Raw genomic sequence first — 12,402 nt, 5'->3', positions numbered from 1 at the left:
GGCGGCGAGCTGAGCACACGGGTTCTCTCGGCCATGGCCGAGGCATGGCGGCCCTGGCGGGCCTATGCGGTAATGCACTTGTGGCGCGGCGCGGCGGATCAGGCCCCGGTATCGAGGAAGCGTGCATGATCGTGCACGTCATGGCTCTTCGGCGCCGCCCCGCCACCCTCGTGGCGAGCAGCGCCAGACACGCCGCAGCCGACGAACTCCGCCCATGAGCAGCATCTGGTACGACAACCTGCCCACCCCCGTCGGCCGCTTGCGCCTGGTCGCCGATCGGGAAGGCCTGCGCGAGGTGTGGTTCGAGAGCGGCCGCCACCAGCGCGAACCGGCGCCCGGCTGGTCGCACTCGCCGCAGTCGCTCGCCTTCGCGCGCACGCAGCTGGAGGAATATTTCGCCGGCACGCGGTGTGCGTTCGACCTGCCGTTGCACCCGCTGGGCACGCCGTTCCAGCTCGCGGTGTGGGAGGAACTGGGCCGCATCCCCTATGGCGAAACCATCAGCTACGGCGAGCTGGCGCGCCGCATCGGCCATCCGCAGGCCGTGCGCGCGGTAGGCGCGGCCAATGGGCGCAACCCCTTGCCGATCGTCCTGCCCTGCCATCGCGTGATCGGCGCCAACGGCAGCCTCACCGGCTTCGGCGGCGGCCTGCCGACCAAGCGTTTCCTGTTGGCGATGGAGGACGGCATCGCACGCGGTGACCTGTTCGGCCCGGGTGCGCCCAGCGCGCGCGATGCGGCAACGCCCGGATCGGGCGGCCATCGGCGGATGCCGCGCTAGCCCACGCACACGTCCGCGCAGGACCGGTCAACCGCCGCTGCCCGAGGAAGCGGGCTCGCCGGCCGAATGCACCACCGGCGGCGCCACGGTGCTCTGGTAACGATCCAGCACGTCCTGCTGGCGCCCGCGATAGAGCTCGCGCTGCGCCTGGTCGGCCTGGTCCAGCCGCGCGGCATGCGCCGGATCGGCGGCATACGGCTGGCGCATCGCCTGCATCTGCCGCTGGCGCAGTTGCTCCTCCAACTGGTTCTTCTGCAGTTGGTCGCGCACCTGCTGCTCCCGCACCGCCTGCTGGAAGCGCGCATCGGCGGGCGGTTGCACGATGACCACCGGCCGCGGTGGCGGCGCGGGCTGGGTGGGTTTGGCCTGCCATGCACCGGCAGCCGCCGGCAGCACCATCGCGAGCATGGCGAGACGGCGGCGAGGCGAGGGATGGGTTCTTTGCGTCATGAAGGCGATGCGATGATGCGCGACCGATCCATCGTAGAAGTTCGCCTATGAAAATCCTGTTTCGCCTGTTGTGCTGCCTGGCGCTGGCATTCAGCGCCGGTTGCGCGACGGCACCGCGTACCGCGGCGCGGCCGCTGCTGCTGGTTTCCATCGATGGCTACCGCGCCGACTACCTCGAGCGCGGCCTGTCGCCCACGCTGGCGGCGCTGGCGCGCAGCGGCGTGCGCGCGGCCATGCAGCCGTCCTTTCCGTCGCTGACCTTTCCCAACCACTACACCCTCGTCACCGGCCTGCGCCCGGACCACCACGGCATCGTCAACAACACCATGTACGACGCGCAGCTGGGCAAGTTCTCGCTGGGCAACCGCAAGGCGGTGAGCGACGGACGCTGGTGGGCGCAAGGCACGCCGCTGTGGGAGACCGCCGACCGCCAGGGCCTGCGCACCGCGACCATGTTCTGGCCCGGCTCCGAAGCGGACATCCACGGCCGCCATCCCGACTACTGGAAACCCTACGATGGCACGGTGACGCCGGACCAGCGCGTCGACCAGGTGCTCGCCTGGCTGGACCTGCCGCCGGACCGCCGCCCCGCGTTCCTCACCCTCTACTTCGACGCGGTCGACCACGCCGGCCACAGCTACGGACCGGACGCGCCGCAGGTCGACGCCGCCCTGCGCGAGACCGACCTGGCGCTGGCGCGGCTGGTGCAAGGTCTCGAGGCACGCGGCCTGTTCGACCACATGAACCTGATCGTGCTGGCCGACCACGGCATGGCCGCGGTGCCGCTGGAACACAGCGTGCTGATCGAACGGCAGATCGACCTGGACCAGGTCCAGGTGGTGAGCCTGGGCGTGCTCGCAGGCTTCAATCCCAGGCCGGACCATGATTTCGCCGCCATCGAGGCGAAGCTGGAACGGCCGCATCCGCACATGCACTGCTGGGACCGGACCCGTGTCCCCGCACGGCTGGCCTACGGCCGCAACCCGCGCGTGCCGCAGCTGCTGTGCCTGGCGGACGTCGGCTGGCGCATCACCACCGCCGACTACCTCGCCTCGCACCAGGGCCACGTCAGCCTGGGCGAACACGGCTACGACAACGCCTCGCCGCTTATGCAGGCGCTGTTCGTCGCGCACGGGCCCGCCTTCCGCAGTGGCGTCACGGCGGCGTCGTTCCCGAACGTGGACGTCTATCCGCTGATGACGCACCTGCTGGGCGTGCCGGCGCAGCCCGGCGACGGCGACTACCACGCGGTGGAGGACATGCTGGTGCCCGCCGCACGCCGAGATGCAGGCACCGCCGGCGCGCAATAGGCGTTACGGCAGGTGCCGGCGAACGGCGGGCCAGGCGATCATCCGCGCCCCCGCCCCCCGAGCCCTGCCATGACAACCCTGTTCCGCCTGGCCTGCCTGTGCCTGCTCGCGCTGGCGGCCGGCTGCACCACCGCGCCGGCCGCCCGGCCGGCGGCGCGCCCGCCGCTGCTGCTGGTATCCATCGATGGCTTCCGCGCCGACTACCTCGACCGCGGCCACAGTCCGGCGCTCGAGGCGCTCGCACGCGAGGGCGTGCGCGGACAGGGCCTGGAGCCCGCCTTCCCCTCGCTGACCTTTCCCAACCACTACAGCCTGGTGACCGGCCGCTATCCGGACCACCATGGCATCGTCGACAACGCCATGTCCGTGCCGGGCCTGGGCCGGTTCACCCTGGGCAACCGCGAGGCGGTGGGCGACGGGCGCTGGTGGGACGAGGCCGAACCGATCTGGGTTACCGCCGACCGCCAGGGCCTGAAGACGGCGACCCTGTTCTGGCCAGGCTCGGAAGCGAGCATCCATGGCCATCGCCCGGATTACTGGCTGCCCTATGACGGCGACATGGACTACGACGCGCGCGTCGACCGCGTGCTGCACTGGCTGGACCTGCCGCCGGGGCAGCGGCCGGCGTTCCTCACGCTGTACTTCGAGGCGGTCGATTCGGCCGGCCACTACGAAGGCCCGCAGGCGGCGCAGACCAACCAGGCCATCGCCCAGGTCGACCGTGCGCTCGCGCGCCTGGTCGCTGGCCTGAAGCAGCGCGGGCTGTACGATCACCTCAACCTGATCGTGCTGGCCGACCACGGCATGGCCGACACGCCGCCAGCCCAACGCATCTTCCTCGACGACCTGGTCGATCCGGCACACGTCCAGGTGGTCTCGACCGGTGCCATCGCGGGCATCATCCCGGCGCCGGGCCACGAGGCGGAGGTTGCCGCCGCCCTGCTCCGGCCGCAGCCGCACATGCAGTGCTGGCGCAAGGCTGACATCCCGTCCCGCCTGCACTACGGCCACAACGGGCGCGTGCCGCCGCTGTTCTGCCTGGCGCAGGTCGGCTGGCTGATCACCCACAACCCGGGCACCGTGCTTCACCACGGCAAGGCCATCCTCGGCGAACACGGTTTCGACAACGCCGACCCGCGCATGCGGGCGCTGTTCGTGGCGCACGGCCCGGCCTTCCGCGCACACGCCCGGGTACCGGTGTTCCCGAACGTGGACGTCTATCCGCTGATGACGCACCTGCTGGGCCTGCGTCCGGCTCCCAACGACGGCCGCTATGCCGACGTGGCCGGCATGCTGGCGCCCGCGGCACGCTGAGGCGCTACGGCAGCGGTGGCTCGGTGCCCGGCGACGGAGGCCCCGGCAGCGGCTGCAGGAAATACAGCCGCCATGCGATCAGCAGGCCAGCCAGCACCATTGCCCCGATGAACGCGGCCACGCCGTTCCAGCCGCGCGCGGTGTAGAACAGGCCGCCGCCTGCGCCGGCCAGGCTGGAGCCCATGTAATAGGCGAACAGGTACAGCGACGAGGCCTGCGCCTTGGCCGACCCGGCGCGGCGGCCGACCCAGCTGCTCACGATGGAGTGGCCACCGAAGAAGCCGAAGGTCACTGCCACCACGCCGCCGATCACCAGCACGAGCGGGCGCAGCATCGTCATGCCCACGCCCGCGAGCATCAACGCGAACGTGGTCCACAGCACGCGCCGGCGACCCAGCTTGCCGGCCAGATGGCCCATCCACGCCGAGCTGAAGGTGCCGATCAGATAGACGCTGAAGATCAGGCCGACCACCGCCTGGCTGAGGCCGTACGGCGGCGCCAACAGACGGTAGCCGATGTAGTTGTAGACCGTGACGAAGGCGCCCAGCAGCAAGAAGCCCTCGGCGAACATCCATGGCAGCCCGGCATCGCGGAACACGCCGGCGAAGCGTGCCAGCAACGTGCGCGGCTGCAGCGGCTGGCGCTCGAAATGGCGCGAAGGCGGCAACAGCCGCCAGAACATCAGGCCGGAAGCCAGGCCGATGCCGGCCACCATCATCACGCCCACGCGCCAGTCGAAGAAATCCGCCAGCACGCCTGTGACCAGCCGCCCGCCCATGCCGCCGATGGCGTTGCCGCTGATGTACAGGCCCATGCCGAGACCGATCGATTCCGGGTGCATTTCCTCGCTCAACCAGGTCATCGCCACCGCCGGCAGGCCGCTCAGGGAGAGGCCGAGCAAGGTGCGCAACACCAGCAGGCTGGTCCAGCCGGGCACCAGCGCGCTCAGCAGCACCAGCACCGCCGAAGCGATCAGCGATACGGTCATCACCGACTTGCGCCCGTAGGCGTCGGACACAGCGCCGGCGAACAGCATCGCGAAGGCCAGCACGCCGGTGGTCAGCGAGAGCGACAGCGCGCTGGTCGCTGCGTCCACGCCGTAGTCCTTGCTGAACTCGGGCATCAGCGGCTGCACGCAGTAGAGCAGCCCGAAGGTTGCGATGCCGGCGGCGAACAGGGCCAGATTGGCCTGGCGGAACAGCGGCGTGCCGTGGCGGATCAGCAGACCATCGGCCGCGTGGACGGCCGGCACGCTCGTGTCGTTCATGCGGAGACCATCTTGCGGCCATCGTGGGGAGGGCGGCCATTGTCCTCTCCCGCACCCGGCCACCGTCAACCTGCGGCGCAGGAGGGCCCTGCGTTTGCGACGCGATTGCCCGTCGCGCCACTGGCGTCCTACAGTGCAGGCCCGCGTGCAAGCGCTGGCGATCCGCATCCGTTGCCTTCGCCGGTCAACGAATCGGTGCGCGGAGCATCCTCGCCGTGCCCGATCGCCTCATCTCCGCCGCGAACCTTCATGCCATGAGAAACCAACCCGCCCTGTCGTTCTGGCAGATATGGAACATGTGCTTCGGCTTCCTCGGGATCCAGTTCGGCTTCGCGCTGCAGACCGCGCAGGTGAGCCGGATCTTCCAGACGCTGGGCGCGTCGCTGGACCGGATCCCGCTACTGTGGGTGGCCGCGCCGGTCACCGGGCTGCTGGTGCAACCGATCGTCGGCTATTGCTCGGACCGCACCTGGACACGGCTGGGACGGCGCCGTCCGTACTTCCTCGCGGGCGCGCTGCTGGCTGCGCTGTCGCTGCTGTGGATGCCGAATGCGCCGACACTGTGGGCCGCGGCGGCCCTGCTGTGGCTGATGGACGCCTCGATCAACGTGTCGATGGAACCCTTCCGCGCCTTCGTCGGCGACCAGCTGCCGACCCGCCAGCGCCCGCTCGGCTACGCCATGCAGAGCTTCTTCATCGGCATTGGCGCGGTGGTCGCCTCGGCGATGCCCTGGCTGCTGGCCCGGTTCGGCGTGGACAACACCGCCCCCGCGGGCGGTATCCCCGACACGGTGCGCTTCGCCTTCTACGCCGGCGGCGCGGTGCTGCTGGGCGCGGTCGGCTGGACCGTGGCCAGCACGCGCGAGTACCCGCCCGGGGAGTTCGGACCGGCCGCTCCCGTGTCCGCGGCCGCACCGGTGCAGGCCACGGCGGGCGCCGCACGCACGGGGGCGGCGTGGCTGCTCGCTGGCGTGATCGGAGCAGTGCTGATCCGGCAATGCGCGCTGCAGCCGGAGATGTACCTGCTCACCGGCGGGCTGGCCGCCTACGGGCTGGCCCTGCTGTGGCTGGCCCGTACGCGCAGCCATGGCATGCTCGCGCAGGTGCTGGTCGACCTGCGCACCATGCCGCAGGCGATGCGCCGCCTCGCGTGGCTGCAGCTGTTCTCCTGGTTCGCGCTGTTCGCGATGTGGATCTACGCGACCGCCGCCGTGGCGCAGGTGCACTTCGGCAGCACCGATCCGCAGTCGAGCGCCTATAACGACGGCGCCAACTGGGTCGGCGTGCTGTTCGCCGCATACAACGGCTTTGCCGCGCTCGCGGCGCTGGTGATCCCCTCGATGGTGCGCTGGTGGGGGCTGCGCGTTACCCACCTGGTGAATCTCTGGCTGGGCGGCGCCGGATTGCTGTCGTTCCTGCTGATCCGCGATCCGCACTGGCTGCTGCTGCCGATGGTCGGCGTCGGCTTCGCCTGGGCGTCGATCCTGTCGCTGCCCTACGCGATGCTCTCGGACAACCTGCCGCCCGCCAAGATGGGCGTCTACATGGGCATCTTCAATTTCTTCATCGTCATCCCGCAGCTGGTCGCCGCCAGCGTGCTGGGCCAGCTGCTGAAGCGGTTCTTCCACGGGCAACCGATCTGGGCGCTGGCGCTGGGCGGCGTGAGCCTGTTCGTCGCCGGCCTGTGCACGCTGCGCGTGCGCGGCGCCGTGGCGGCCGCGCCGGCTCCGGCCGCCTGAAGCCTGCCCGGGGCGCTCCCGGGCCAGGTCATGAATCCGATAGTCGCGGCGGCCGGCTGGACAAGCCTCGCCGATGCGGTCGCGCAGGGCCGTTCCTACCATGGCCCGGTACCCGCGACCGACCGCCACAGGCCCCATGACGATCGACCTCGACCGCCCCTACCCGCTGTCGGAGCGCCAGCGGGCCGACTTCCGCCGCGATGGTTTCATCCGGCTGAAAGACGTGTTCAACGCCGACGAGCTGCAGCACTACGGCGCCGAAATCACCCGGCTGACCATCGCGCTCAACACCCAGACCCTGCCGCTGGAGCAGCGCAGCACCTACGACCGCGCCTTCCTGCAGGTGATGAACCTGTGGGAGGAAAGCGCCGACGTGCGCGAGTTCGTGTTCGGCCGCCGCCTGGCCGGGCTCGCCGCGGCGTTGCTGGAGGTCGAGGGCGTGCGGCTGTACCACGACCAGTCGCTGTACAAGGAACCCAACGGCGGCATCACCCCGTCGCATGCGGACCAGTACTACTGGCCGCTGGCCAGCGACCGCACGATCACCGCCTGGATACCGCTGCAGGCGGTGCCGCAGGAGATGGGGCCGCTGGCCTTCTTCGCCGGCAGCCAGTCGGTGGAGTTCGGCCGCGACCTGGGAATCTCCGACGAAAGCGAGCGGGCGATCACCGCGAACATGGAGGCGCAGGGCTTCCGCGTGGTGGACGAGCCGTTCGCGCTGGGCGAGGTGAGCTTCCACCTGGGCTGGACCTTCCATCGCGCCGGACCCAACCGCTCCGACCGGCCGCGCTCGGTGATGACGGTGATCTACATGGACCGCGACATGCGGCTGAAGGCGCCGGAGAACCACATGCAGCGGGCCGACCAGGAACGCTGGTGCCCCGGCGCCGCGCCCGGCGAGATCATCGACACGCCGAAGAACCCGGTGCTGTTCGAGCGTGCGCCATGAGCAGCGGCGTCGCCAGCGGACCGGCCGTGATCGCCGATGGCGAAGGCCGCTTCGTGGTCGACACCATCGAGGTCGACCCGCCCGGCCCGGGCGAGGTGCGCATTACCGTGGCTGCGGCCGGCGTCTGCCATACCGATCACGCCTCGCTGCAGTGGCCCGGGCCGCTGGTCATGGGGCACGAAGGCGCCGGCCACGTCGAAGCCATCGGCGACGGCGTGGAGGGTCTGGTCGTCGGGCAACCCGTCCTGCTCAACTGGGCGATTCCCTGCGGCGACTGCTTCCAGTGCGCCCGGGGCGCCGACGCGCTGTGCGAGCGCACGCACGAGCTGGATGTGCCCCGGCTCGGCAACAGCCGCGCGCACGCGGGCGGCACGCGCTGGCGTGGCCGGCCGGTCGAGCGATCGTTCCACCTCGGCACGTTCGCGCGCCATGCGCTGGTGCGCGCCGAGGCGGTGACGCCGCTGCCATCAGGCCTGCCGCTGGACCTGGCCTGCATCCTCGGCTGTGCAGTGATGACCGGGGTGGGTTCGGCGATCAACACCGCGAACGTGCTGCCGGGCGATTCGGTCGCCGTGCTGGGTTGCGGCGGCGTCGGCCTGAACGTGATCCAGGGGGCGCGGATCGCCGGCGCCTGCACCATCATCGCGATCGACCGCGTGCCTGCCCGCCTCGACCTGGCCCGCCAGCTGGGTGCCACCCATCTGCTGCAAGCCGACGACGACGATCCCGACCACGCGCTGCTGCTCGCCGAGATACGCGAGCTGACCGGCGGGCGTGGCGCGGACCACGCGTTCGAAGCCACCGGCGTGCCTGCACTGGCCTTCCTGCCGCTGCAGATGGCGCGCAACGGCGGCAATTCGCTGCAGGTGAGCGGCGCGCACGGACCTGCCACGATGCAGCTGCCGCAGCTGTTCTGGAACAAGCGCTACATCGCCCCGCTGTACGGCGGCTGCGTGCCCGCCCGCGATTTCCCGCGGCTGTACGACTGGCATGCCCAGGGCCTGCTGGAGCTGGCCCCGCTGGTCAGCCACCGCTATCCGCTGGAAGCCCTGGACCGCGCCTTCGCGGACATGCTTTATGGCCGCAGCACCAAGGGCGTGTTGCTCCCCGCATGAACGGCGGCGCGCCCTTCCGCACCGTGGAGCGGTCCGATCCGGCGATCGGTTCCGTCGGGCTGGAATTCGTCACCGTCAAGAGCCGCTCGCTGCGGCGGCGCGCCGACGTCACCGTGTTCGTACCGCCGGTGGCGCGCGGTACCGCCGACCTCCCGATGGTGGTGTTGCTGCACGGCGTGTTCGGCTCGCATTGGGCCTGGGCGCTCAAGGGCGGTGCCCATCTGACGGCCATGCGGCTGATCGCCGAGGGCGCGTTGCCGCCGGTCGCGCTGCTGATGCCTTCGGACGGCCTGTGGGGCGACGGCTCCGGCTATGTCGAACAGGACGACGCGGATGCCGAGCGCTGGATCCTGGACGAGGTGCCGGCACTGGCGCGCGAGCTGATCGACGAGTGCACGCACCGCTCGCCGCTGCTGGTGGCCGGCCTGAGCATGGGCGGCTTCGGTGCCTTGCGGTTGGCGGGCAAATACCCGATGCGGATCGCCGCGGCCGCCGCGCTGTCGGCAGTGACCGATGCGTCGCAGTTCGACCGGCTGATCGAGGAAGACCGCGCCGGCTGGAGCGAGGCGCCGGCCGACCGCAGCGTGCTGGCGGCGCTTACCGGCGCAAGCTTCCCGCTGCCGCCGATCCGCATCGGCTGCGGCCGCGACGACCCTTACCTGGAAGCCAACCGCGAACTGCACGGCGCGCTGCTCAAGGCCGGCATCGCCCACTGCTACGTCGAAAACGAGGGCGGCCACGATTGGCCCTACTGGAGCGCCACGCTCGAGGGCGTCCTGCACTTCTTCGGCAAAGTGCTGCGCGCGGGGCGCTGAGGATGGCTGTGCGGCGTGCGGCGGTGGACCGCAAGGAGCGCCCGTTCTTCCGCCGGCGACGGGCATTCACCCCAGGCCCGCGGCACGGCACCATGGATCGACGCCCTTGCCGGGCCGAACCGACTGGAGGAGACCACGCATGAACATCGCAACGCTGGTCAGGTGGCTCGTCCTCGTCCTGCTGCTGCCGGCCGCAGCCGCCGCCGCGCCACGCGCCGAACCGCCGCGCGCCGCTCCGGCCGACGAAGTGTTCTACCAGATCTTCGAGCGCAGCTTCCGCGATTCCAATGGCGATCGCATCGGCGACCTCAGGGGCCTGACCTCGCGCCTGGACTACCTCAAGCAGCTGGGCATCACCTCGATCCTGCTCACGCCGCTGCAGCCCTCGCCGTACTACCACAACTACTTCGCCACCGACTTCAGGTCGATCGAGCCGGCCTACGGCACGCGCGGAGACTACCTCGCCTTCCTGCGCGCCGCCCACGCACGCGGGTTGAAGGTCTACCTCGACGAGGAATTCCAGTACGTCGGCGAGGGCCATCCGTGGTGGCGCGACTCGATCGGCAAGCCGCACGGCAAGTACGCCGACCACCTGTTGTGGCGCGATCCGCAGCACCGCATCGCCGAACCCTTCCTCGACCGTGCGCGCTGGCGCGGCTACGACGGCCGCGACATCGGCATCGCCATGGTCAATCTGCACAACCCCGAGGTGCAACGTTACTTCCGCGACCTGCTGCTGTACTGGGTCGACCCGCACGGCGACGGCAGCGGCCGCGACGGCGTGGACGGCCTACGGCTCGACCACATGATGGACGACCTCGACCACAAGGGCGTGGACGCGAACCTGTTCGCCGGTTTCTGGACGCCGCTGATCCAGGCGCTCAAGGCGCGCCGGCCGGAACTGCGCATCCTGGCCGAACAGGCCGGCTGGGGCTACGGCGGCGAATGGCTGACGCAGGGCCACGCGGACATGGTGTTCGCCTTTCCCCTGCGCGGCGCGCTGGTGCAGCTGGACAAGCACGCCATCGTCAAGGCGCTGCGCGAAACTGCAGCGATCACGCCGCCTGGCAAGGACCAGGTGATCCTGCTGGAAAACCACGACATCGACCGCTTCATGTCGATCGTCGAGGGCGACCAGGCCCGCGCACGCGCCGGCGCCGCCATCGAGCTGACGCTCAAGGGCGAGCCGCTGATCTACTACGGACAGGAGCTGGGCATGCGCGGCAAGGCCTTGCCGCACGAGGATTCGGACGCCACCCAGATCCCGATGCGCGAGGCGTTCCGCTGGAACGCCGACCTGGAGGCCGCCGGCTCGGCCATCTGGTACCGCGGCGGCCAGCGCTGGTGGACCGGCCGCTACAACCGCTCGAACGACGGCGTCTCGCTGGAAGAGGAACAACCCAAACCGGACTCGCTGTACGCGTGGTACCGCACGCTGCTGTCGCTGCGCCGCGATCGGCCCGAACTGCGCCGTGGCGATCAGCGCATCCTCTGCGACGACGCTTCCGCGGTGCTTTGCATCCTGCGCACGCAGGGCACGCGGCGCACGCTGCTGCTGGTCAATCTCGGCGATACTGACGCGCGCCCGGCGCTCGGCGCGGCATTGCCCGCCGCGGAGCATTGGCGCAACCTGCTCGACGACAATCCCGCCGGTCCGCTCGATGCGACGCTGCACCCGATGCAGGTAAGGCTGCTCGGCACGGACTGAACGGCCAGCCCGACGGAGAACCCATGGCGTTGCCGCATCTCGACCGCCCCATCTGCGAGCCGGTCGAGCTGCGTCCGGGTGCGCCGGTGCGCGCCGAACGCGTGCGACAGGGGCGCGAAACCGAAGCCAGCGATCCGTTCGTGCATTTCCACGACGTGCACGAACTGGTGCTGTTCGGCACCGTCCGCGGGCACTTCACCGCCGAGGACCGCCGCTATCCGCTGGCGCCCCACGCGCTCGCCTTCGTGCCTTCGATGCGCCAACACGACTTCGCGCTCGAGGCAGGCCCGCGCGACTGGGTGCTGGTGCAGGTCGAGGCTGCCGCCGGCGAGGCGCTGGCGGGCACGCCCGGGCTGGAGCGCCTGCGCGAATCCTTCTGCGCCTTGCCCGATCCGGCATTGCACCGGCGGCTGATGACACTGGCCGAGTGGCTGGCCGAATTGCCGGCCGCCGATCCGCTGGCGCTGCCGCTGGCCGAACTGCTGCTGCGCACGGCGGTGCATGCACCGGTGGTCGGCGGAAGAAAGGTCTCCGCGCAGGCGGCCGCATTGCAACGCCTGCGCCCGGCCATCGACCGGCTTCGACGCGATCCCGCAGGCGCGCCCGGCGCGGAACAGGCGGCGGCGCTGTGCGCGTTGTCGCCCGCCTACTTCAGCCGCCGCTTCAAGCAGCTGGTCGGCATGAGCTGGAGCGACTACGTCCGCACCCACCGCCTGCACCTGGCCAGCCGGCGCCTGCTGGAGACCGGGCAGAGCGTCGCCGCGATCGCCTACGACCTGGGCTTCTCCACGCCCTCGCACTTCGGCGAGCTGTTCCACCACCGCTTCGGCATGACGCCGCGCGACTACCGCCGCACCCTGCCGCCCGCACCCGGTGCGGGCGCCGGCGAGGCGTAGCCCGCCGGCCTGGGCGTCCCGCGCCGCCGCTTGCAGCTCAGCGATAGCGCCAGTAGCC

11 protein-coding genes are annotated in these 12,402 nt (G+C 70.7%); 9 read left to right on the top strand and 2 right to left on the bottom strand.

All coding sequences use genetic code 11. The features are described 5' to 3' along the window. Window positions 1–214 precede the first annotated feature (214 nt). The gene (locus HOQ08_RS11925) at window positions 215–781 is read left to right on the top strand and encodes a methylated-DNA--[protein]-cysteine S-methyltransferase (RefSeq protein WP_291195012.1); all 567 of its coding nucleotides are present in this window, start codon (window positions 215–217) and stop codon (window positions 779–781) included. Window positions 782–808: 27 nt separating this feature from the next. Here the strand turns inward: HOQ08_RS11925 and HOQ08_RS11920 are convergent, their stop codons facing one another. After that, window positions 809–1,231, bottom strand: a complete 423-nt coding sequence (locus HOQ08_RS11920; protein WP_291195009.1) for a hypothetical protein — start codon at window positions 1,229–1,231, stop codon at window positions 809–811. Between the two features lie 47 nt (window positions 1,232–1,278). Between HOQ08_RS11920 and HOQ08_RS11915 the strand changes: the two genes are divergently transcribed. After that, window positions 1,279–2,541 (top strand): ectonucleotide pyrophosphatase/phosphodiesterase, encoded by a 1,263-nt coding sequence (locus HOQ08_RS11915; protein WP_291195006.1) that lies wholly within the window; start codon window positions 1,279–1,281, stop codon window positions 2,539–2,541. A 69-nt stretch (window positions 2,542–2,610) separates the two neighbouring features. Further along, window positions 2,611–3,855, top strand: coding sequence for an alkaline phosphatase family protein (locus HOQ08_RS11910; RefSeq protein WP_291195003.1), 1,245 nt, complete (start codon window positions 2,611–2,613; stop codon window positions 3,853–3,855). Between the two features lie 4 nt (window positions 3,856–3,859). Here HOQ08_RS11910 and HOQ08_RS11905 read toward each other — a convergent pair whose 3' ends face one another. Then, entirely contained in the window at window positions 3,860–5,122 is a 1,263-nt protein-coding gene (locus tag HOQ08_RS11905) for an MFS transporter (RefSeq protein ID WP_291195000.1), read from the bottom strand. A gap of 254 nt (window positions 5,123–5,376) precedes the next feature. On the opposite strand from HOQ08_RS11905, the gene HOQ08_RS11900 reads away from it, so the two are divergent. The 6 genes from HOQ08_RS11900 to HOQ08_RS11875 all read left to right on the top strand — a co-directional run bounded on the left by HOQ08_RS11900 (window position 5,377) and on the right by HOQ08_RS11875 (window position 12,344). After that, window positions 5,377–6,861, top strand: coding sequence for an MFS transporter (locus HOQ08_RS11900; RefSeq protein WP_291194997.1), 1,485 nt, complete (start codon window positions 5,377–5,379; stop codon window positions 6,859–6,861). A gap of 136 nt (window positions 6,862–6,997) precedes the next feature. Continuing rightward, complete coding sequence (locus tag HOQ08_RS11895) at window positions 6,998–7,810, top strand: phytanoyl-CoA dioxygenase family protein (RefSeq protein ID WP_291194994.1); 813 nt, start codon at window positions 6,998–7,000, stop codon at window positions 7,808–7,810. Next, entirely contained in the window at window positions 7,807–8,925 is a 1,119-nt protein-coding gene (locus HOQ08_RS11890; RefSeq protein WP_291194992.1) for a zinc-binding dehydrogenase, read from the top strand. The genes HOQ08_RS11895 and HOQ08_RS11890 overlap by 4 nt, the downstream gene beginning before the upstream one ends. Continuing rightward, window positions 8,922–9,740, top strand: coding sequence for an alpha/beta hydrolase-fold protein (locus tag HOQ08_RS11885; protein WP_291194990.1), 819 nt, complete (start codon window positions 8,922–8,924; stop codon window positions 9,738–9,740). The genes HOQ08_RS11890 and HOQ08_RS11885 overlap by 4 nt, the downstream gene beginning before the upstream one ends. A 139-nt stretch (window positions 9,741–9,879) precedes the next feature. Further along, the gene (locus HOQ08_RS11880; protein ID WP_291194988.1) at window positions 9,880–11,448 is read left to right on the top strand and encodes an alpha-amylase family glycosyl hydrolase; all 1,569 of its coding nucleotides are present in this window, start codon (window positions 9,880–9,882) and stop codon (window positions 11,446–11,448) included. A gap of 23 nt (window positions 11,449–11,471) precedes the next feature. Continuing rightward, window positions 11,472–12,344, top strand: a complete 873-nt coding sequence (locus tag HOQ08_RS11875) for an AraC family transcriptional regulator (RefSeq protein WP_291194986.1) — start codon at window positions 11,472–11,474, stop codon at window positions 12,342–12,344. The last annotated feature ends 58 nt before the right edge of the window (window positions 12,345–12,402 follow it).

The organism is Frateuria sp. (genome assembly GCF_013362045.1).
Taxonomy (GTDB): domain Bacteria; phylum Pseudomonadota; class Gammaproteobacteria; order Xanthomonadales; family Rhodanobacteraceae; genus Frateuria_A.
This window is presented reverse-complemented; position numbering and strand designations above follow the sequence as displayed.